19 protein-coding genes are annotated in these 21,549 nt (G+C 60.1%); 18 read left to right on the forward strand and 1 reads right to left on the reverse strand.

What is annotated here, in order from left to right:
* Nucleotides 1-55: 55 nt before the first annotated feature.
* Nucleotides 56-1,054, forward strand: a complete 999-nt coding sequence (locus tag HMPREF2787_RS01560) for an NAD(P)H-dependent glycerol-3-phosphate dehydrogenase (protein ID WP_038628610.1) — start codon at nucleotides 56-58, stop codon at nucleotides 1,052-1,054.
* Between the two features lie 35 nt (nucleotides 1,055-1,089).
* Nucleotides 1,090-2,193: a D-alanine--D-alanine ligase family protein gene (locus HMPREF2787_RS01565; RefSeq protein WP_069358787.1), complete on the forward strand. Its 1,104-nt coding sequence runs from the start codon at nucleotides 1,090-1,092 to the stop codon at nucleotides 2,191-2,193.
* A gap of 10 nt (nucleotides 2,194-2,203) precedes the next feature.
* On the opposite strand, the gene HMPREF2787_RS01570 is transcribed toward HMPREF2787_RS01565, so the two are convergent.
* Nucleotides 2,204-3,184, reverse strand: a complete 981-nt coding sequence (locus tag HMPREF2787_RS01570; protein WP_070858192.1) for a DUF3515 domain-containing protein — start codon at nucleotides 3,182-3,184, stop codon at nucleotides 2,204-2,206.
* 111 nt (nucleotides 3,185-3,295) lie between these two features.
* Here HMPREF2787_RS01570 and HMPREF2787_RS01575 point away from each other — a divergent pair, with 111 nt between their 5' ends.
* From HMPREF2787_RS01575 to ftsY, 16 genes are all read left to right on the forward strand, one after another.
* Nucleotides 3,296-4,252 carry a thiamine-phosphate kinase gene (locus HMPREF2787_RS01575; RefSeq protein ID WP_070643959.1) on the forward strand — a complete coding sequence of 319 codons (957 nt, stop codon included), beginning with the start codon at nucleotides 3,296-3,298 and terminating at the stop codon, nucleotides 4,250-4,252.
* Between the two features lie 37 nt (nucleotides 4,253-4,289).
* Nucleotides 4,290-4,955 (forward strand): uracil-DNA glycosylase, encoded by a 666-nt coding sequence (locus HMPREF2787_RS01580; RefSeq protein WP_070858193.1) that lies wholly within the window; start codon nucleotides 4,290-4,292, stop codon nucleotides 4,953-4,955.
* Nucleotides 4,956-4,961: 6 nt separating this feature from the next.
* The gene (locus HMPREF2787_RS01585) at nucleotides 4,962-6,488 is read left to right on the forward strand and encodes a DAK2 domain-containing protein (protein WP_070858194.1); all 1,527 of its coding nucleotides are present in this window, start codon (nucleotides 4,962-4,964) and stop codon (nucleotides 6,486-6,488) included.
* Between the two features lie 4 nt (nucleotides 6,489-6,492).
* On the forward strand, nucleotides 6,493-8,643 hold the full coding sequence (locus HMPREF2787_RS01590) for an ATP-dependent DNA helicase RecG (RefSeq protein ID WP_070858195.1): 2,151 nt from the start codon (nucleotides 6,493-6,495) through the stop codon (nucleotides 8,641-8,643).
* A gap of 24 nt (nucleotides 8,644-8,667) precedes the next feature.
* Nucleotides 8,668-8,940 carry an acyl-CoA carboxylase biotin carboxyl carrier protein subunit gene (locus HMPREF2787_RS01595; protein ID WP_049171558.1) on the forward strand — a complete coding sequence of 91 codons (273 nt, stop codon included), beginning with the start codon at nucleotides 8,668-8,670 and terminating at the stop codon, nucleotides 8,938-8,940.
* Nucleotides 8,941-9,507, forward strand: coding sequence for a 16S rRNA (guanine(966)-N(2))-methyltransferase RsmD (gene rsmD, locus HMPREF2787_RS01600; protein WP_070858196.1), 567 nt, complete (start codon nucleotides 8,941-8,943; stop codon nucleotides 9,505-9,507).
* 45 nt (nucleotides 9,508-9,552) lie between these two features.
* Nucleotides 9,553-10,026 carry a pantetheine-phosphate adenylyltransferase gene (gene coaD / locus HMPREF2787_RS01605; RefSeq protein WP_049189535.1) on the forward strand — a complete coding sequence of 158 codons (474 nt, stop codon included), beginning with the start codon at nucleotides 9,553-9,555 and terminating at the stop codon, nucleotides 10,024-10,026.
* Between the two features lie 10 nt (nucleotides 10,027-10,036).
* Nucleotides 10,037-10,798, forward strand: a complete 762-nt coding sequence (locus HMPREF2787_RS01610; protein WP_049171555.1) for an SPFH domain-containing protein — start codon at nucleotides 10,037-10,039, stop codon at nucleotides 10,796-10,798.
* A gap of 29 nt (nucleotides 10,799-10,827) precedes the next feature.
* Nucleotides 10,828-11,388 carry a YceD family protein gene (locus HMPREF2787_RS01615; protein WP_048735478.1) on the forward strand — a complete coding sequence of 187 codons (561 nt, stop codon included), beginning with the start codon at nucleotides 10,828-10,830 and terminating at the stop codon, nucleotides 11,386-11,388.
* Between the two features lie 42 nt (nucleotides 11,389-11,430).
* A complete protein-coding gene (gene rnc / locus HMPREF2787_RS01620) occupies nucleotides 11,431-12,159 on the forward strand; it encodes a ribonuclease III (protein WP_038628630.1) in 729 nt (242 codons plus the stop codon).
* The gene (gene mutM, locus HMPREF2787_RS01625) at nucleotides 12,159-13,022 is read left to right on the forward strand and encodes a bifunctional DNA-formamidopyrimidine glycosylase/DNA-(apurinic or apyrimidinic site) lyase (RefSeq protein ID WP_070858197.1); all 864 of its coding nucleotides are present in this window, start codon (nucleotides 12,159-12,161) and stop codon (nucleotides 13,020-13,022) included. The genes rnc and mutM overlap by 1 nt, the downstream gene beginning before the upstream one ends.
* Nucleotides 13,023-13,040: 18 nt before the next feature.
* Nucleotides 13,041-14,501 carry an alanine/glycine:cation symporter family protein gene (locus HMPREF2787_RS01630; protein WP_070858271.1) on the forward strand — a complete coding sequence of 487 codons (1,461 nt, stop codon included), beginning with the start codon at nucleotides 13,041-13,043 and terminating at the stop codon, nucleotides 14,499-14,501.
* Nucleotides 14,491-14,772 carry an acylphosphatase gene (locus HMPREF2787_RS01635; protein ID WP_069358780.1) on the forward strand — a complete coding sequence of 94 codons (282 nt, stop codon included), beginning with the start codon at nucleotides 14,491-14,493 and terminating at the stop codon, nucleotides 14,770-14,772. Before HMPREF2787_RS01630 ends, HMPREF2787_RS01635 begins: the two co-directional genes overlap by 11 nt.
* A gap of 256 nt (nucleotides 14,773-15,028) precedes the next feature.
* Nucleotides 15,029-16,345, forward strand: a complete 1,317-nt coding sequence (locus HMPREF2787_RS01640; RefSeq protein ID WP_070603809.1) for an ammonium transporter — start codon at nucleotides 15,029-15,031, stop codon at nucleotides 16,343-16,345.
* A gap of 88 nt (nucleotides 16,346-16,433) precedes the next feature.
* Nucleotides 16,434-19,928, forward strand: coding sequence for a chromosome segregation protein SMC (smc, locus tag HMPREF2787_RS01645; RefSeq protein ID WP_070858198.1), 3,495 nt, complete (start codon nucleotides 16,434-16,436; stop codon nucleotides 19,926-19,928).
* A 47-nt stretch (nucleotides 19,929-19,975) separates the two neighbouring features.
* Nucleotides 19,976-21,514, forward strand: a complete 1,539-nt coding sequence (gene ftsY / locus HMPREF2787_RS01650) for a signal recognition particle-docking protein FtsY (protein ID WP_070858199.1) — start codon at nucleotides 19,976-19,978, stop codon at nucleotides 21,512-21,514.
* Nucleotides 21,515-21,549: the final 35 nt, after the last annotated feature.

A 21,549-nucleotide genomic window follows, 5' to 3' on the forward strand; every position in this document is an offset into this window, starting at 1 on the left:
GAACGTCTCGCTAGACTTGTTGGAGATTAGAGACTAACGGAGGAAGGTCGCGGCGATGGTGCAGGTTTCAGTGATGGGTGCGGGCTCGTGGGGCACGACGCTCGCCAAGGTTTTTGCTGATGCGGGCAATCCTGTACGGCTGTGGTCGCGACGTGCGGAGCAGGCACAGCGTATTCAGATCAGCCGCGAAAACCACGACTACCTGCCTGGTCTGGGGCTGCCGCGCAACATCGAAGCCACCTCGGATGCAGAGGCCGCGCTGAAGGGCGCGGATGTGGTGGTGCTGGGCGTGCCCTCGCAGACTCTGCGTGACAACCTCAAGGTCTGGAAGGACTTCATCGGGCCGGAGACGATTCTGCTCAGCCTGGCCAAGGGTGTGGAGCGCGAGACACATCTGCGCATGAGTGAGGTCATTGCGGAGGTCACAGACCTGCCAGCAGAGCGTATTGCGGTGCTGTCCGGCCCGAACCTCGCCCGCGAAGTTGCGATGGAGCAGCCAGCGGCAACGGTGATTGCTTGCGCCGATGAGAACAATGCCAAGATGATTCAGGCGGCAGTTGCCACTAATTACTTCCGCCCGTACACCAACACCGATGTGATCGGCTGCGAAATCGGCGGTGCCTGCAAGAATGTCATTGCGTTGGCCTGCGGTATGGCCTCCGGCCAGGGGTTGGGCGAGAACACGCTGGCAACCATTATCACCCGTGGCTTGGCGGAAATCACGCGTCTGGGCGACGCGGTTGGTGCAGAAGATAAGACTTTCGCGGGATTGGCGGGCCTCGGTGACTTGGTGGCCACTTGTTCCTCGCCGCTGTCGCGTAACCGCACCTTCGGTGACCGTCTCGGTCGCGGTGACACGATGGAGCAGGCGCAGCACGCCACGCGCGGTCAGGTTGCTGAAGGTGTGATTTCTTCAATCTCGGTCCGTGACCTCGCTCGTCGCAATGGCGTGGAAATGCCAATTACTGAGGCCGTTTACGCCGTCTGCCACGAAGGCGCGAAGGTCGATGAGACAATTCGCAAGCTGATGGGGCGAAGCCGCAAGTCGGAGTAACCACTTCAACGAGGTCGGGGCTAAACTAAGTCACCATGACTTCGTCGAATAGCTCGTCTGCAGATCGCATTTCCGTCGCCGTCATCTACGGTGGCGCAAGCCCTGAGCACAGCGTCTCCTGTGTCTCGGCCGGCGCAATTATGGATCACCTGGATGAGGACCGCTTCCGAGTGGTTCCCATTGGTATTACCAAGGATGGTGTCTGGACCGTCGGGACGCGTGAGACGGATACGCTGCGCACACAGGGGCGTACGATGCCGGAGGTCATCCCGGGAGAGGAAGTTGCGCTGAGCACGTCGCCGTCACGCCGCGGTGAATTCCGCTTCGTCACCGGTGATCGCGCCGGCGAGGTTTTCGACACCGTCGACGTCATCTTCCCGGTACTCCACGGTCCGCACGGCGAGGACGGCACGATTCAGGGGCTCTTTGAGCTTTCCGGCATTGCTTATGTCGGCCCGGGCGTGCTCGCTTCCGCTGCGGGTATGGATAAGGAACGCACGAAGAATCTGCTGCAGGCAGCGGGGCTTCCTATCGGCAAGCAGGTTGTTTTGCATGTCGGCGAGTCGCTTTCCGACGAGGACAAGGAGACCCTTGGCCTGCCGGTGTTCGTTAAACCTGCCCGTGGTGGATCGTCGATTGGTATCTCCCGCGTCGATGATTGGGCGAATCTGGATGCGGCGGTAGAGCTGGCCCGAGAGCACGACTGGAAGGTCATTGTAGAGGCCGGTGTAGACGGCGCCGAGGTGGAGATTGGCGTGCTGCAGCGCGCTGACGGCAGCCTGCAGGTCTCTGTCCCGTCCCTGCTGCGTGGCACGGAGGACTCCGACGAGGGCTTCTACGGTTTTGAGACCAAGTACTTGGATGATGTCGTCTCGGCGCAGATCCCGGCTGAGCTGCCGGAGGATGTTTTGAAGGCACTGGACAAGGATGCTCGTCGGGCGTTCAGGGCACTGGGCTCTGATGGGCTGACTCGCGTGGACTTCTTTGTCACGGATAATGGCCCGATTATCAATGAGGTCAACACCATGCCGGGCTTTACCCCGATTTCGATGTACCCGCAGATGTTTGCGGCTTCCGGTGTTGCCTACGAGGAGCTGCTCAGCGCCCTGATTGAGCGGGCGCTGGTAGCTCGTCGATAGAAGTTGGTTCTTACTTTTCTTCGCTCGGCGAGATGTTCTCCAGGTTGTCCGCGATGACCGAGGAGAGCACCGGCATCAGTGAGCTGGCCTCCGACATCGGCATTTCAACGGCGACGAAGCGCTCCCGGCCCATGGCGTACCAGGTGGCGGAGGTACCGGAGGAGAGCGTTGGTTCGTTGAACCAGACAATGTCGCCAACCTGCGTCAGCTGCTGCGTGGTGGTGCTATAGCCAGCCGGCTCGTCGACACCACAGCGCAGCACCACCGGATCGGCTGGGGTGCCGCCCCAAATGACCATGTCCTTCGGCATGTCAGCCGGCATTTCCTCTGCGCTCAGAAGGTGACGGTTGCCAAGCTCGCGGGGGAGGGCAGCCTCCAAGCCGCTGCAGCGCTTATCAGCTTCCGGAGCTGCCAGTTCTACCAGTGGGACGCCGCCGCGCTCCGGCTTGTTCTTGTACTCGGAGTCCGGGCGCAGCGCCTCGGCGAGGTCACTCAGGGCATCCTCCGCCTCTGCATTTCCTTCGGCGGTAATTGCAACAACCGGTTCGCGCCCGACGGTGAACCAAGTCGCCAAAGACTCGTCGGTACTGTCGACAACACGCAGCCACGAAATGCCCTTGACCTCTTCGGTCTTAGCCAGTTCGTTGTACTGGCTAGGTACGTTCGCGCCACAGCGCAGCGTGATGCGGTCTTGTTCCAAGTTTCGGTACACAGCGGCACCTTCTGGAGCTGGCTCTGCAATGTCGGCGCGAACCAGACCTGCGGCGCGATCTGGCAGTCGGTCGAGCAGTTCCGCACACTCGGGCGAGTCATTAGCGGGGAGCTCCGGGTTGGAAATCGCGACTGGCTTTGTCGCCTGATTATCCTGGTAAATCTTTGCGGCAAAAATGATGCCGAGGATAGAGATAATGGCGATAGCGAGTGCGATGCCCGCGCGTGTCCGGCTACCCTTGGACTGAACTGTTTCTCCCGATGGGGGTGCGTCTACCATGGGCCTGATTCTACGTTGTCCGGTACCAACTCCAATTGGTTGGGGGCAATACCGAGACGGGTTCCGCTATTAACGGTTAACCATCGACTATTAGGAATGTGACTCGACACTGTGACTGAATTGACCATTGGCGATATTGGCGAGTTTGGGGTCATTGAGGCCATCCGGGCTATCGCCCCGTCGGCACGCAATGGCGACGATGCCGCCGTCTTGACGCAGACAACCCCCAACGCCCGTTTTGTCACTTCCACCGACATGTTGGTGGAAGGGCGCCATTTCCGCCTGGACTGGTCGACACCTCAGCAAGTTGGAGCTAAGGCCGCAGTACAGAATTTCGCCGATATCGAATCGATGGGTGCGCGTCCAACGGCCATGCTTTTCGCCATCTCAGCACCGTTGCATACTCCGGTGAGTGTGGTCACCGGTATCGCCGAGGGGTTGTGGCAGGAAGGCAAGCAATGTCCGGCGGAGCTCGTCGGTGGTGACATGGTCAGCGGAGATTCTCTGGTGATTTCCATCAGTGCGATGGGCGAACTCGGTGGGCTTGGGCGGCCGCTGCTGCGCTCAGCGGCACGCGCGGGGGATACGGTGATTGCGTCGGGACGCATCGGCTACTCTGCTGCGGGCCTTGCGCTGCTTCAGCACTGCGGAAGCCCGGCGAGGGTTCCAAGTGAGTTTGCGCAGCTGGTGGCAGCACACTGTACGCCCGAATTCGAATACCGCAGGGGTGCCACGGCGCGAGCTACAGGTGTGCGTTCACTGACGGACAATTCCGATGGACTGGTGGTGGATCTCCGCGCTATTGCGCAGGCCTCCAGGGTTACTTTGGAAGTTGACAGCAGTGCCATTGCGCCCGATGAGTTGCAGATTGCCGCTGGTGAATACCTGGGCATCGACCCGTGGGAGTGGGTGCTCACCGGCGGGGAGGACCACACACTGATCGGTTCGACGCCGGGGGAGCCTCCGACGGGGTTCCGCGCTATCGGCACGGTGTCGAAGGAAAAGTTCGATTCGGTGCTTATCGACGGCAAACCTCCTGCCCGCGATGCCGGTTGGGTTTCCTTTTAAGAGTTCGAAGAGGTTTTGAGAAGAAAGGCTGCATGACATGGATCCGTTGCCGGTCGAAGAAGGGTGGCAGAAGGCGCTGGAGCCAGTGGCCGATGACATCCACCGGATGGGGCAGTTCCTGCGCGAGGAGAACGCGGCCGGCTACGGTTACCTGCCCGCGGGCACCGATGTGCTGCGCGCCTTTACTTATCCATTCGATGAGGTCAAGGTGCTCATTATCGGTCAGGACCCGTACCCGACCCCGGGGCATGCGATGGGGCTTAGCTTCTCGGTCCAGCCGGATGTGAAGCCGGTACCGCGGTCGTTGGCGAATATTTTTAAGGAGTATTCCTCCGACCTGGGGCTCCCGACTCCCTCCAACGGTGACCTCACTCCGTGGAGTAGGCAGGGCGTAGCTCTGTTCAACCGTGTGTTGACCGTACGTCCGGGTGCTGCTGCCTCGCACCGCGGTAAGGGCTGGGAGGCAATCACGAAGCATGCCATCAAAGCATTGGTCGCCCGTGATCAGCCTCTCGTGGCCATTCTGTGGGGACGCGACGCGCAGAGTTTGCAGCGTTGGCTCCCCGGCGTGGACTGCATCTGTTCGCCGCACCCGTCACCGCTGTCGGCATCCCGTGGGTTCTTCGGGTCGCGTCCGTTCAGCCGGGCCAATGAGTCGCTGATTCGTCAGGGAGCTACCCCTATCGACTGGACGCTAGAATAGGAATTCATGTCTTTGCAGATTGGTTCTGCCGCCATTGTCGGCTGGGTTGCCCGGGGTATTGATGCGCTTCAATCCCGCCGCGATGAGATCAACAGTCTCAATGTCTTCCCAGTACCGGATTCCGATACCGGGTCGAATATGCTCGCGACGTTGAGTTCGGCGTATGAGGAAGCGCAAAAGGCTGACGCTTCCGATGTTCGCGCAGTTACCGCGGCCCTAGCTGCTGGTGCGGTGCATGGTGCCCGCGGTAATTCGGGCACTGTGCTCTCGCAGGTTTTTCGCGCGGTTGCTGAGGCTGCCTCCGGTAGTGGCATTGGCGTTGAGTCGGTACAGCACTCGCTAAAGCTAGCTGTGCAACATGTCTCCCAGGCGATTGCCAATCCGGTGGAGGGCACGATCCTGACAGTCCTGCGGCACGCCGCGATTGCCGCGGAGGAATTTGAGGGCGACTCGATTGAGGAGCTCGCCGACACAATCGCGGATGCCGCTCGCGATGCGCTGGCGAAAACCCCCAGCCAGCTCCCGGCACTGCAGCAGGCGGGCGTGGTCGACGCCGGCGGCGCGGGGTTGGTCATTCTGCTAGACGCGCTTGCCGACGAAGTCAGCGGCCGCGCAGCCGCTCCGGTCGATTTGCATGTCGACGCGCCACACGTGGCCACCGTTGAGATGGAGGTCATGTACCTGATTTCCTTGGCGGATACCCAGGCGGTGGAAGCGCTGCGAGAGCGGTTGAACCCGCTGGGCAATTCGCTCATCATCGCAGGTGATGCTGGTAATGCGGAGACCACGCAGTACATGGTGCATATCCACACAGTGGAACCGGGCGCAGTTATTGAGGCGGCACTCGACTTCGGTCGTCCGGAACGCATCCGTATCGAGGTGCTCGATGAGCCGGAGACAACACCTGAGTCCACTCGCATCCTCATTGCGGTAGTGCCGGACGGTCCGCTGAATGATCTCATCACCTCCTCGGGAGCGATTGCTATCAGCCCGACCCCCGCTCCGACTCCCACATCCACTCCCACAGATCGAGCAGCCATCGCCGACCAGGAGTTCGCTGACAATGTGGTCACCAAGGCGCTGACTGCCATGCGGGGTGCGGATGAGGTAATCCTGCTGCCAAATGGGCTGGTTAGCGACCAGGAATTGGCGGATATCGAATTCGCTGCTGCCGCGGCTAATCCGACGCTCGCGGTAGTGTCCACAGACTCCATTCCGGCTGGCCTTGCTGCCTTGGCCGTGCATTCGGCTGAGCTGCCACTGACGGTTGCTGCGTATGCGATGGGAGAGGCTGCCAATGGCACGCGAACGGCTGTAGTCGCTGCGGACGTCGATAAGCCCCTGACTGACGCGCTCACAGAGACCATCTCAGACCTGTTGGCTGGCGGCGGGGAACTAGTGACTCTGCTGCTCGGGCGCGGAGCCGAGGGCGTGGACATAGCGCAAGTGCGGGCGCGGCTGGACAAGCCTGTGGAGGTCGTAGCCTACGATGCAACCGGCATCGATGAGCTGGTGCAGGTAGGAATCGAGTAGCACGATGCTCGGATGGCTCGGCTCGGAATATGCGCGCACGCCCCTGAATATCGTGGTGGGGCCAAAGATTGCAAAGAAGCTGCATACGGCTTTTGGTATGGAGACCGTCTCGGATGCACTGACGAATTTCCCGAAGCGCTACGTGGCGCAGGGTAAGAGCTTAGATGTGTCATTTTCCGACATTGGCGACACCATCACCACAGTCGTGGAGGTGCACAGCATTTCGCCAGCGCCCGCCTTCGCCGACCGACGCAAGCCACTGAAAATCTATGTCAGCGACGGCGTGCGCATTCTTCCGGCCGCGATTTTCGGTGCCGAATGGCTGCGCAATATGCTGCACCCCGGTGTGCGTCTGCTCATTGTTGGCACGCTCAGCGAGTTCCGCAATGAGCTACAGCTGAAAAATGTTGATTGCATGGTGCTTAAAGCCGATGGTTCGGTAGGCGCAGCCACTGGCAAGCTGGCCACACTGACGAAGACAGCCAAGGGGATTGCGGAGATGCAGCGGCTGCTCACGCGCCCCTATCTGCCCATTTACCGTGGCCGCAAAGGAGTAGCGGGTATTCACCTGGCGCTGTACATGCAGCGCATCCTCGAATGGTTACCGCTGCAGCCAGACCCATTGCCCGCCACGCCGGAGGGACTTACCGATTTCGACTCCGCACTGCGTGGCGCACACTTTCCCTCCATCGCGGGCCCCGACATCGCGCTTGCCCGACTGAAGTACGACGAAGCGCTTGAGCTCCAGCTCGCCGTTGGTGCACGCAAGCGTACTCAAGCGAGTCTCACCGCTCCGGCCTGCATGGAAGTCGCCGGGGGACTTCGCGACGAGCTACGCCGGGGGTTGCCGTTTTCGCTTACCGACGGTCAGGTCGCGGTCGCAGCCGATATCGCGCAGGATATAGCGGGGTCTAACCCGATGAACCGCCTGCTGGCAGGTGAAGTCGGCTCGGGTAAAACCGTGGTGGCCCTGCTGGGAATGCTGCAAGCAGTCGATGCCAGCAGGCAGTGCGCGATGCTGGCGCCGACGGAAGTCCTGGCCCAACAGCACTACCGATCGCTGATAGCGATGCTGGAGCAAGCCGGAGTAGCAGTGACTGTACGACTGTTGACGGGATCGATGTCGACGAAGGAGCGCCGGGCAACCCTGTTGGAGGCAGTCAACGGGGAGGCTGACATTGTCGTCGGCACGCATGCCCTGCTCAGTGAGGGCGTGGAGTTCTTCGATCTCGGTCTGGTGGTCGTCGATGAGCAGCACCGCTTTGGTGTGCGCCAGCGCGATCAGCTGCGAAGCAGGGGACGGGGTGGAATGACACCGCATCTGTTGGTGATGTCGGCAACCCCGATTCCGCGCACGGTAGCGATGACCATTTTTGGCGACCTCGCAGTTTCGCAGTTGACGGAATTGCCACGGGGACGTCAGGAGATCCAATCTTTTGTCGTACCGACGCTGGAAAAGCCCCGCTGGGAGGCACGAACCTGGGAGCGGATCGGGGAGGAAGTGGCCAAGGGCAACCGCGCCTTCATTGTCTGTCCCCGTATTAGCCGCGATGAGGAACAGTTCCTCGACGAGTCCGTGGAAGCGGTGTTCGACCGAGCGAGGAAGAAACTGCCCGGTGTACGTATCAGTCAGTTGCACGGCAATATGGCACCGGAGGACAAAGACTGCGTGATGCAGGCCTTTGCCACAGGACAGCTGGATGTGCTGGTGTCCACCACAGTTATCGAAGTCGGCGTGGATGTACCAGAGGCCACGATTATGATGATTCGCCGCGCCGAGAGCTACGGCATCTCGCAGATCCACCAGCTGCGCGGTCGTGTCGGCCGTGGTGACCGGGGTGGACTGTGCTTCCTGTGTACCCACACGCATTCGCAGACACCGGAGCGCACCCGGCTGGAACGCATTGCCGCCACCACCGACGGCATTCAACTGGCGGAGTTGGACCTGGCCACGCGTAGTTTCGGCGATCTGCTCGGCGATGACCAATCGGGACTGGCGACTGGCCTCGGCCTAGTGGACCTCACCACCGATGGCGAGATCATCGAGCGTACCCGACACGATGCCACGGCTCTCCTCGACAGTGATGAAAGGCTTGTGGGAGAGCTTATCTCCGATATCGATGAAGAGCAGTCGAACTACTTGGACCGCTCCTAGTAAGACCAAAGTAGACTGTTGGGCATGGTAGATGTCTGTGCACCTTTTGCAGGAGTAGTCCGCTGGGAGGTCGCCGAGAAAGACTCGGTGACGACCGGTCAGGTCATTGCGGTCGTGGAGGCCGTCAAGCTAGAAGCGCCGGTTTTAGCGCCCTGCCCGGGCACGGTCGCGGAGGTGGCGGCAGATCAATTTGTGGATGTCGAAGGTGGTCAGCTGCTGGCACGAATCACTCCAGCAACTCACAGCGCCACGGCACAGCACAACGGCAACGAGAATACATCGCACGAAGGGAAGTAGATGACCCGCATTATTGCAGGTGAGGCACGCGGTCGTAGGCTAGTCGCGCCTAAGGGAGAGACCACTCGGCCAACTAGTGACCGCGCGAAGGAAGCCATCTTTTCCTCCTGGTCCACACGCTTTGGGCTAGAGGGAACTCGCGTTCTCGACCTGTTTGCTGGCTCGGGTGCGCTCGGTTTGGAAGCGGCTTCTCGCGGCGCGCGTTCCGTCGTGTTGGTGGAAAACGATCCGAACGCCATTGCCGCTATTGAAAAGAACATTCGCACCGTGGGGCATCCCGATGTGGCCGTGTCTCCGATGAAAGTGTCGTCGTACCTTGCGGGCGCGCCGGGCGAGCCTTTTGACCGCGTCATCGCGGATCCGCCCTATGAGTTGGTGGGGGAGGCCGTTACAGAGATGCTCGAGGCGCTGCGTAGCTTCCTCGCGCCGGGCGCGGTCGTGACTGTGGAGCGTCACCGCGATGACGAGGAGACGCAGTGGCCCGAGGGCTACGAACAGCTCCAGCAGAAGCTGAAGCGTCGCATTCACGGTTTGGCGCGCTTCGACACCGCTATCTACAACGCTTAACGTTCTTCTTTACGCTTTACGACGGCCAAAGGTGGTTTGACCTCTATGACTCACGCATGCTGCCCCGGTTCCTACGATCCCATGACCTCTGGTCACCTCGATGTGATTGAGCGTGCCGCGCGCCAATTCGATCAGGTGACCGTGCTGGTTACCCACAACCCGAATAAGCAGGGCATGTTCAATGTCGAAGAGCGCATGGACCTCATTCGGCAGTGCACGCAGCACTTGGACAATGTGCAGGTGGACTCCTGGTCGAAGCTGTTGGTTGACTACACCTCCGCGCAGGGCATCTCCTGCCTGGTCAAGGGGCTGCGCTCGGCGGCGGACTACGAGTACGAGGCTCCCATGGCGCAGATGAATCGGCGCATGACGGGCATTGAGACTCTCTTTGTGGAAGCTGATCCGAAGTACGGTCATGTGTCGTCGACACTGATGAAGGAAGTTGTTCGCTACGGCGGTTCGGTGGAAGGGCTAGTTCCTGAGCCTGTCTTGCACGCCCTGCAGCGCCGACTGAAGTAGCATGTAAGTCATGTTTCGCGTCTTCGAATCTCTTGATGAACTGGTCCAGATCCTAGAAGAGGCACACGGCGTGCCACTGTCGGCCAATTGTATGGTTCCGCGTCAGCGTGTTCTCGAGTTGCTCGATGAGCTGAGGGATGCTTTCCCGGCTGAGCTCGATGACGCGCAGGACGTCTTGGACCAGCGGGATGAGATTATCAACGATGCTGAAGCCCGGGCGAACAACACCATTTCGACTGCGGATGAAGAAGCCCATCGCATTGTCGACGAGGCCGAGGCCCGCGCTAACCACACCGTCGAGGATGCCAATGCCCACGCAGCTGGCACCGTCGCGGCCGCTGAGGACGACGCCCGTCGCCTCCGCGAGGATGCTCAGCACGAGTACGACAGCATTGTGGATCGTGCTTCTGCCGAGTCCGATCGCCTGATTCACGCTGGTAACGAATCCTACGAGCGTTCCGTTGCGGAAGGCCGCGAGGAGCAGGCTCGCCTGGTCGCTGAGTCAACGGTCGTCCGCGAAGCCAACGACGAGGCGAATCGTCTGCTTTCCGACGCACACGCGGATTCCTCTCGCCTCCGTGAAGAGTGTGACCGCTACGTTGATTCCAAGCTCGCCGAGTTTGAACAGACTCTCCAGGAGACCCTGCGTAATGTCGGTCGCAATCGCTCGGTACTGCGTTCGGGGGCCGGTGCCGTTGGCGGTGGTGCAGGGGCACAGAGCGCGCCGTCTTCCTTCTCCGAGGGGCAGGAACGCCGCCGGTACGAGCGTTAGCGCATCTTCGGGGTAGACTGAGGTCTATCATGACTGACTCATCCCCATTTGTTCTGGACGTTTCGACATGTCTGCAGGGCGGCATGCCCGAGCAGTTCCGCAAGGTAGGCGATAGCCCCGTCCGCGTTGGTGTCGAGATGATTGGCATCGCCGCTGGCGAGGAGGTTGTCGTTGACGGCATTGTCACGAACCTCGGCAGCGGTGTCATGGTTGACGCGACTGTGACTGCCAAGGCCACTGGCGAGTGCGTGCGCTGCCTAGCCCCGCTGAATCCGGAGCTCAGCTTCCACATTTCGGCTGTCTTTTCCAACAACGAGGACTTCATCACAGGCGACGATGCCGAGGAAGAAGACCTTGAGGACGAAGTTGGCCAGATCGTCGACAATACGGTGGATATCACTCAAGCCGTCATCGATGAGGCGGGCTTGAATCTGCCCTTCAATCCGACCTGTCTGGATTTCGATTCCAGCTGTGCTGAATCGGATTCGGAAGTGCCGGAGCCAGACGGCATCTCGGGTGAAGAGGAGCGCATTGATCCGCGTTGGGCTGGCCTGGCGGAAAAGTTTGGCTCGCTCGGCGACGAGAAGTAATCGACGACGACTTAGACGAAGACTTTAAAGGAGATATAACGGATGAGCCGCAAGCGTCGGCTAACCGGTGAGGCGGCTAGAAAGGCGGCTTTCGAGGCCGTCGATCACGCCCCGCTGCTGGAAAAACTCGGTGTTGAGCTACCAGAGGAGTCCCTGAAGCTCGCTTTGACCCACCGCAGTTTCGCGAATGAAAATGGCATGCTGACCAATAACGAGCGGCTAGAGTTCCTGGGCGACGCCGTGCTGGGCATGTGCGTTGCTGAAGAACTCTACCGTCGCTTCCCGGACCGCGCTGAGCAGGATATTTCCAAGATGCGCGCAGGTGTCGTGAACATGTACGCGCTGGCTGACCTGGCCCGCAGTATCGGGCTGGGAGAGCACATTCTCCTCGGCCGCGGTGAGAAGGCCACCGGTGGCGCGGATAAGCACTCGATTCTCGCTGACACCACCGAGGCGCTGCTGGGTGCTATTTACCTGCAGCATGGCTTCGAGGTTGCCCGCGAGACCGTGCTTCGCCTGTTCAACCAGATGATTGACGATGCCCCGACTGAGTCCCGCGGCCGTGACTGGAAGACGCTGCTGCAGGAACGCCTGGCGGCCAAGCAACTACCGGCTGCCGAGTACACCGTGCGCACCACCGGCCCCGACCATGACCTAACTTTCTACGTCGACGTGCTGGTTGACGGCGTGGTTAAGGGCAGCGGTACCGGCGCCACGAAGAAGGAAGCCGAAATGCACGCCGCGCATCAGGCGCATACCGCACTGGCCTAATGCCCGAGCTTCCTGAAGTCGAGTCCGTACGCCGCGGTCTCGACACTTACGTCGTCGGTGGCCGCATCGACGATTCCTTCGTCTACAACGCTCGTGCCGTGCGGCGCCAACCCGGTGGCGCCGCGGAGTTTATCGGTCGTACGCGCGGGCGGACGGTTGTCGCTACGGATCGTCGTGGCAAGTTCATGTGGCTCACGCTTGACGACGACTCCGCAATCGCCATCCACCTGGGCATGAGCGGCCAATTGCGCGTGGAAGCTCCGTACACTCCCGATACGCTGCCTGGCCGTCACACCCGAGCCGCTTTCGACATCGCCCTGCCGGACGGCGCTCGGCACCTAATCAACTTCAACGATCAGCGCACCTTTGGTTGGGTCTGGGCCTGTGAAATGGTCGAATCCCATGGACGCGTGGTTCCGGAACCCGCAGCCAAGATCGCGCCCGATCTATTGGAGCCCACCGTCGATGTGGTTGCACTTGCACACCGCATGATGAAGTCGCGTTCACCGATCAAGGCCGTATTGCTCAACCAGAACATTGTGTCGGGTATCGGCAACATCTATGCCGACGAAATGCTTTGGGCGGCGAAGGTCGATGGTCGCGTGCCGGCGTGTGACCTTTCGGTCCGTCGTTTAGCGAAACTTTTGCGCGAGGGGCAATCGGTACTCGAGCGGGCGCTAGCGGCCGGTGGCACGAGCTTCGATGCGTTATATGTGCATGTCAACGGCGAAAGTGGCTATTTTGAGCGGAGCTTGAACGCCTATGGACAAGCGGGGGAGCCGTGCCCGAGGTGTGGGCGCGAAATTGTCCGTCTGCCATTTGGGAATAGATCGAGTTATCTGTGTCCCACTTGTCAACGCTAGAATTTCCTTATGAGTTTCATGGAGCAAGCAACCGACTGGGTAAATGCTTGGAATGACAAGTACTGGCTGTTCATGATTGTTCTGCTAGTTGGTACAGGTTTGTACTTCTGTTGGCGGACCATCATGGTGCAGATCCGGTACATCCCGGAGATGTTCAGGGCCATCACTGAAAAGCCCTCTGATATTTCTGAGGGCGTCAAGGGCATCTCGGCCTTTAAGGCCTTTACAATTTCGGCAGCCTCACGCGTGGGTACCGGAAACGTCGCAGGTGTGGCGGTGGCGATCACCACCGGTGGCCCTGGCGCGGTGTTTTGGATGTGGCTGCTCGCCGCGATTGGTGGCGCAACCAGCTTCGTGGAGTCTACGCTGGCACAGCTGTACAAGGTGCGGGATAAGGACTCTTACCGAGGCGGCCCGGCCTACTACATCACCAAGGGGCTAGGGGAGAACTGGCGCTGGATGGCATCGCTGTTCGTCATCGCTATCACGGTGACCTACGGTTTCGTGTTCAACGCGGTGCAGTCCAACTCGATTACGGCGGCTGTGGCTCAGTCGACCGGGCAGGAGACACCGATCTTTAAGTTCTGTGTCGGTATCGTGCTGGCCATCTTGGCTGGTGTCATCATCTTCGGTGGTGTGCAGCGTATTTCGGCGGTGACGCAGATTGTCGTGCCGATTATGGCCGTGGCCTACATTATCCTCGGCCTGATTGTCTTGGCTCTCAACATCACCGAGGTGCCAGGCATGATCAAGCTGATTTTTGAGCACGCCTTCGGTATCCGTGAGATTGCTGGTGCTGCCGTCGGTACCGCCATGATGCAGGGTATTCGCCGCGGTCTGTTCTCCAATGAAGCCGGTATGGGTTCCACTCCGAATGCGGCGGCGACGGCATCGGTGTCGCACCCGGTCAAGCAGGGCCTCATTCAGACGATGGGCGTCTACTTCGATACCTGGGTCGTCTGTACCATCACCGCGGTTATCATTCTGCTGTCCGACCCGACTTTCGGCGGCGATGTAGAGGGCACCGCGCTGACTCAGGCCGCGCTGTCGGCGCAGGTGGGCACGTGGGCAATCCACGCGATTACGGTTATCATCTTCTTCCTTGCGTTCTCCTCGCTGGTGGGCAACTACTACTACGCCGAAGCAAATATCCCGTTCCTGTCTAAGAGCAAGGCTGTCCTGAATACCGTGCGCGTCCTGGTCATCCTGTGCGTTATTGGCGGAGCTGTCGGTTCGGTGCCGCTCGTCTGGTCGCTTGCAGATACCTTCTCCGCACTCATGGCCACCATTAACATCATTGCCATTCTCCCGCTGGGCGGCGTAGCCGTCGCGCTTCTGCGGAACTACTCTGAGCAGAAGTCCAAGGGGCTCAATCCGGTATTCCACCGCGATGATCTGCCAAACCTCCGCGGCCACGACAAGATCGAGTGCTGGGACGGTTCCGACCCGATGACAGTGCGTGAGTCCGATGTCGCTTAACGACGTCCGCCTCACCGCGTGGGTACACGGTCGTGTTCAAGGTGTCGGTTTTCGCTGGTACACCCGCGCGACGGCTCTGGAGTTGGGGTTGGTTGGTTATGCCCAGAACTACCCGGATGGTCGGGTGTTAGTTGTTGCTGAAGGGCCACGGGCAGACTGTGAGAGTTTGCTCGCTTGGCTTGAGGGGCCGAATACTCCGGGCGATGTGACGGCAGTGGTGCCGTTATGGCAGGAACCGAAGGGTGCATTGAGCACGTTTGACCGTCGTTAAGGGGTGCCAACTGCCTTCCTCCCCCCCCATGTCGGTGTAGGAATCCGAAAAATTCGAAAACATTCTATCCCTCGCTCTGCGTCATTGTTTTTACGCAGTTAGCGGGGGATTTTTTCGTGTCTTGAGGTAGTCGATTGGGACGCTGAAGAGGTCGTAGAGCGCTGGAAAACTACGCAAGTGAGAAAAAGAATACGCAAATACGGAGGAAAAGTGATTTAAGTTAATAACTACCTACTGACAGACAGGGGAGGCACATATGACGCCTGAAGAAGTAATTGCACAGTCTGGAAACTCAGCGTGGATGCTGATTTCGGCTTCGTTGGTTTTGCTGATGACACCGGCGCTCGCGCTGTTCTATGGCGGCATGTCGCGACAGAAGTCGGTGCTCAACATGATGATGATGAGCTTTGGTGCTGTCGGCGTTGTCGGTGCCATTTACGTGCTGTGGGGCTGGTCGATGTCCTACGGATCGCAGTCGATCGGTGGTGTTTTTGCCGACCCATTCGAGTTCTTCGGTCTGCGTAACTCAATCACGGATGGCGACGGCAACTACATTGCGAGTGCGAACGGTTACCCAAACATCATCGACATTGGGTTCCAGCTCACGTTCTGCTCGATTTCTGTAGCGCTGATCTCTGGGGCGCTGGCCGAACGCGTGAAGTTCTCCACCTGGTTGATTTTCGTCGGCTTCTGGACGACGCTGGTGTACTTCCCAATGGCCTTCATGGTCTGGGGCGGTGGCCTGCTGAGCCACTCGGCAGAGGGGCTGTCGGCAAAGCTGTTCGGTACCGCTGATGGTGAAGCATTGATCGCTCCAATTGACTTCGCTGGCGGTACGGTTGTGCACATTGCTGCTGGTACTGCCGCTTTGGTGCTGGCGATTATCGTCGGTAAGCGCAAGTCCATCGATGGCAGCCAGCATCGCCCGCACAATCTGCCACTCGTCATGCTGGGTGCTGCACTGCTGTGGTTCGGCTGGTTCGGCTTCAACGGCGGTTCGGCATTTGCGGCCGACGGTGTCGCTGGTCTGGCATGGCTGAATACGACGGTGGCAGCGTGCGTGGGTATGCTCGGCTGGATTTCACTCGAGCGTATTCGTGATGGACATCCCACCTCGCTGGGCGCCGCTTCGGGTGTCATCGCAGGGCTTGTGACTATTACTCCGGCCGCAGGAGATATGAACCCAGTGACCTCGATCATTCTGGGCTATATCGGCGGTGCGCTGGGTTGCTGGGGAGTGGGCTTAAAGTACAAATTCAACTTCGATGACACCCTGGATGTGGTTGGTCTGCATTTGGTCGCAGCTATGTGGGGAACGATTGGTGTCGGTCTGCTGGCCAACGACCGAGGGCTGCTTACCGGCGGTGGCATCGACGGCCTGAAGTTGTTTGCCATCCAGATCATTATTGCTGTCATCGCAGCTGTGTTCTCGGGCGTGCTGACGTACATCATTGCCCGAGTCCTGAAGGTAACCGTCGGTTGGCGTATCCACGGCGAGCAGGAACATTCTGGTATCGACGTCGCTCAGCATGGTGAGTCGGCCTACACGTCAGCCAAGCAGGCGGCTGTGTAAACAAGGCTGTGTAAACGATCTTGTGTAACAGGGGGCGTGCTTGGGGTAATTCAGCTCCAAACCGTAACTACGGGTAAGATATTGCCCCATGTATTTGAAATCGCTGACTCTGAAGGGCTTTAAATCCTTCGCTTCGGCGACGACGATGAAATTCGAGCCCGGCATCTGCGCAGTTGTCGGCCCGAATGGATCTGGTAAGTCGAATGTCGTCGATGCCCTCGCGTGGGTTATGGGCGAGCACTCCGCCAAGACCCTCCGTGGCGGCAAAATGGAAGATGTCATCTTCGCGGGAACTTCCGGGCGAAAGCCCTTGGGGCGCGCAGAGGTAACTCTTACCATCGACAATTCCGATGGGGCACTTCCCATTCAATATAAGGAAGTCTCTGTCACGCGTCGCATGTACCGCGACGGCGCAAGTGAGTACGAAATCAACGGTTCTCGCGTCCGTCTAATGGACGTGCAAGAACTCCTCAGCGACACCGGCATTGGCCGCGAGATGCACATCATCGTAGGCCAGGGCCGGCTTTCGCAGATTCTGGAGTCACGGCCAGAGGAGCGTCGTGCGTTTATCGAAGAAGCTGCAGGCGTGCTCAAACACCGCCGCCGCAAGGAGAAAGCGCAGCGCAAACTCCAGTCGATGCAGGCTAACCTCGACCGTCTGCAGGATCTGACAGGTGAGCTTTCCCGTCAGCTCAAACCGCTGAAGCGTCAGGCTGAGGCCGCCTCTCGCGCCCAGACTGTGCAGGCAGACCTGCGCGACGCCAAGTTGCGTTTGGCTGCCGCGGACTTCGTGGATTTGCAGGACAGCCTCAATGACATTGCTGGTCAAGCCAAGCTCATTGAGGAAAAGGTGGAGGCCGCCACGGAGCGAGCCGAGATTGCCGCTGAGCGCACTGCAGAACTCGAAGCCGAACTGGAGGACATCACTCCAGCTGCCGATGCTGCCCGTGACCTTTGGTTCCGTCTCTCCGCACTCGGTGAGCGTATTCAAGCGACGGCCCGCATCGCCGCCGATCGCGCGGCCGACCACTCCGTCGCTCCGTGGGTAGGCCCAGACCCGGACTTCCTGGAGCAGCGTGCCGACGACGCCGCCACCGAAGAAGCCACGCTCGCTGAGGCTGAGGCAGAGGCCCGCGAAAAACTGGAGGAAATCCGCGAAACGCTCTTCGATGCCGAGGAGACTTTCCGCGAAGCCGAAGCGGAGCACCTCGCGGCCGTTCGCGCAATCGCCGACCGTCGCGAAGGCGTGGTTCGTCTCATTTCCGCAGAAGAATCTCTGCGCACCCGCTTGGAAGCCGCCGAGGCCGAAGCTGCACGCCTTGCCGAGCAAACCAATGAGGCCGACGAACGCCGTGCCGATGCCACCGAAGCTGTGGAAAACGCCGCGCAGGAGCTAGCCGAGGCAGAATTCGAAGGTCCCGAGCTGCAGAGTGCTTATGAACAGGCCAACCGGGAAGCAGAGCTGGCCTCTACACGGTTGAAAGAACTCCGCGCTGACGAGCGCGACCTCGAGCGCAGCGTCTCAGGTCTTTCCGCCCGCATCGAAGCTCTGGAGACCGCCCGCACCGCCGCTGCCAACGACGGCACCGCGTGGCTACGTGAAAAGCACGAGCTCGGCGTTCTCTCTGAAGTCATCGATGTCGACGCTGGCTGGGAAAAAGCGCTCACTGCCGCCCTCGGCGCGGCCGCCGAAGCACTGGTCAGCGAGGGCAGTGGAGATTCGCTTATCGACGAGCTGGTGGCCACGGGCAAGGGCAGTGCCGTTGTTATCAATTCTGCGGATGCATCCGACTCTTGGCGCTTGGACATCACTCTGCCCGCACAGGCATCCTGGCTGCTCGATCATGTGACAGTGCCCGCGGAGCTTTCAGGTTCGTTGACCTCTCTGCTCGTTGACGTCGTGGCCTGCGAGGACGAACACGTCGCCCGTGAGCTGGTGACCCAGGATACTCGACTGCGCGTTGTTGACCGCGATGGTGTGTTGCGTGGTTCGGGTTGGGTAGCTGGCGGTGCTGGCGGCACTGCCTCAGGTGTGGAAATCGCTGCGGATATTGCCAAGGCTCGCGAGGAACTGGCGGAAGCACAGGCGCGGTTGAGTGACCTCGGTGGTGTGCTCTCCGGTGCACAGGCCGAAGAAGAGGACCGCCGCACGGACGCGGCGGCCGCCCGTGCTGCGTTGCGTGAGCATCAGAGTCGTATGAAGGTCCTCACGGATGCCCGAACTCGGGCCACAGCGCAGCTGTCCGGCGTGGTGCATGATGCCGAACGCGCTGAGCAGCGCGGAGCCGAAGCCGCGGACCGAGTAACTAAGCTCCAGAAGGAGTTGGCGGAGGTCGCAGACCGCTTAGCTCGCGTTGACCGTGACCCCGAGGAGGGGGAACCGTCGACAAGCGAACGTGACCGTGCCTCGGAGGCGCTGACGGCTGTGCGCGCCATGGAAACAGAGGCGCGTCTGTCGCTGCGTACGGCAGAGGAGCGACTGTCGAGTGTACGAGGCAAGGCCGAGCGGCTCCGTCGCCAGGCTGCATCGGAGCGCGTAGCGAAGGCTCGCCATGAGCAGGCGCAGATGGCGAAGGTTGCCCAGCGGGAGCTTTCAGAAGTTGTCGCGGAGCTGGCTGAGGACTTGCACGCGAAGGTCAACGTGTCGTTGGCGAGGGCAGAGGCCGATCGCGACGATGCCGAGGCGCAGAAGAAGACGGTGTCGCAGGCACTATCAGCGGCCCGGACGGAGGCGAATACGGCGCAACGTGAGCTGGCACAGCTAACGGATTCCGCGCACCAGGGCGACATCGCCCGTGCGCAGGCGCAGGTCCGCGTGACCGAGGCTGCAGAGCGCATCGTCGACCAGTTGGGGCTGTCTGTCGATGACCTGCTCGCGGACTTTGCTCCTGATGAGAACTTCGACCGCGCAGCCGTGACGAAGCAGCTCAAACAGGCGGAGAAGGATCTGCGTGTGCTGGGACGCGTCAACCCGTTGGCACTGGAGGAGTACAAGGCGATGGAGGAGCGCTACTCTTTCCTATCCACGCAGCTCGATGATGTCCTCAAGGCCCGCCAGGATCTCACCGATGTTGTCGAGGAAGTCGATGCCACGATTCTGCAGCTCTTCACAGACGCGTGGAACGATGTCGAGACAGAATTCCCCGCGGTCTTTCAAACGCTTTTCCCGGGCGGTGACGGACGACTGGTTCTCACTGAGCCTGACAACCTGCTAACCACAGGTATCGAGGTTGAAGCTCGCCCACCGGGCAAAAAGGTCAAGCGACTCTCGTTGCTCTCCGGCGGCGAGAAGTCGCTGACGGCGCTGGCAATGCTCGTTGCTATTTTCCGCGCTCGCCCAAGTCCCTTTTACGTACTCGACGAGGTGGAAGCCGCGCTTGACGACGTTAACCTGCGTCGCCTTATTGCGTTGCTCGAGGAACTCCGCGCGACCAGTCAGCTGATTGTCATTACGCACCAGAAGCCAACAATGGACGTTGCGAATGTGCTCTACGGTGTGACCATGCGGGGCGATGGTGTGACTCGAGTAATCTCGCAGCGAATGTCACCGGCATCCGCAACTCCGTCGACAGGAGCGGAGTAGGCGCGGAGTAAGTGAGGAACAGTCGTTGATACTGCATAATGAGAGTTATGACTCCAACTCAGTGGATACTCCTTGTCGTCGCGATTGTCGTTATTATCGCGCTGCTTTTTGTTGTGGGCTATGTCCGCAGGAAAAACCAGCGCATTTCCTTTGCGAAGGAAGATACTAAGGAACTCACCCAGCAGGAGAAGTCTGGAAATTACCAGGCCACTAGTGGTTTTAACTTCGCTCCGGCCGGTAGTGGAACTGATACCCGTGAGAAGCAGCCGGTTGAAAAACCGATGCCCAAGCCGGTGGAAAAGCCCATTGAAAAGCAGGTCCCGGAACCAGTTGAAAAGCGGGCAGATGAGCCCGTTGATAAGTCGACGGATGGCTCCCTGCTGAAGCCGGAAGGCCAACTGCCTATTCCCGATAACCCCACCGAAATGGAGGGGGATCACGACCGCGTAATGCGGGAAATCCCAATCGATTTGCCTACGGCCGGAGAAGAGGAATCAGAGCCCGAGCCGGAATCACAACCAGAGCCCCAAGCAGAGCCTGAGGTAGAGGTAGTTCCTGCTCCTGAACCGGTGCCGGAGCCGACTCCCGAACCAGAACCGACGCCAGAGCCGGAGCCGACGCCGGAGCCAGAAGCGGAACAGCAGATTGACTCCATTGACCCGGCTGAGGGACGTCTGGGTCGCCTGCGCGGTCGTCTGTCACGGTCGCAGAATGCAATTGGCCAGTCTGTGCTCGGCATCTTGGGCGCGGGTGACCTTGATGAGGACGCGTGGGAAGAGGTCGAGGACATCCTGGTGATGGCTGACCTCGGTGCGGCTGCGACGCAGCGTGTCGTCGATAAGCTGCGCGAGCGTATTGCCAGCCAGAAGGTGAGCACCGAAGAGCAAGTGCGCGCCCTGCTGCGTGAGGTGTTGATTGAGGAGTGCAAGCCTGAGATGGATCGCTCCATTCGCGCACTTCCGCACGAGGGCAAACCCGCAGTGATTCTGGTGGTCGGTGTCAACGGCACGGGTAAGACCACGACGACGGGCAAGCTGGCTCGTGTATTGGTCGCCGGTGGCCACCGTGTTGTTCTCGGTGCAGCGGATACCTTCCGTGCTGCTGCAGCCGACCAGCTGGAAACCTGGGGGCGACGCGTTGGCGCGGAGACCGTTCGCGGTGCTGAAGGCGCCGATCCTGCTTCTATTGCATTTGAGGCAGTTGCTCACGGTATCGAGTCCGGCGCTGATGTGGTGCTCATCGACACCGCCGGCCGCCTGCACACCAAGGTCGGTCTGATGGACCAATTGGACAAGATTAAGCGCGTGGTGGAGAAGAAGGCTCAGGTTGATGAAGTCATCCTGGTTTTGGACGCGACGGTTGGCCAAAATGGTCTGCTGCAGGCTCGTACTTTCCGGGATGTAGTAGACATCACCGGCGTTGCCCTGACCAAGTTGGACGGTACCGCGAAGGGCGGCATCGTATTCCAGGTGCAAAACGAGCTCGGTGTGCCGGTGAAGTTGGTTGGCCTTGGTGAAGGTGCTGACCACCTGGCGCCGTTTGAGCCGGAGAGCTTCGTAGACGCGCTGCTCGGCGGCCGCAAATAGTAACTAACATCGATGAGTGAATTTTCATCGATTGG

This window comes from Corynebacterium sp. HMSC061H03, assembly GCF_001838215.1.
Classification (GTDB): domain Bacteria; phylum Actinomycetota; class Actinomycetes; order Mycobacteriales; family Mycobacteriaceae; genus Corynebacterium; species Corynebacterium jeikeium_D.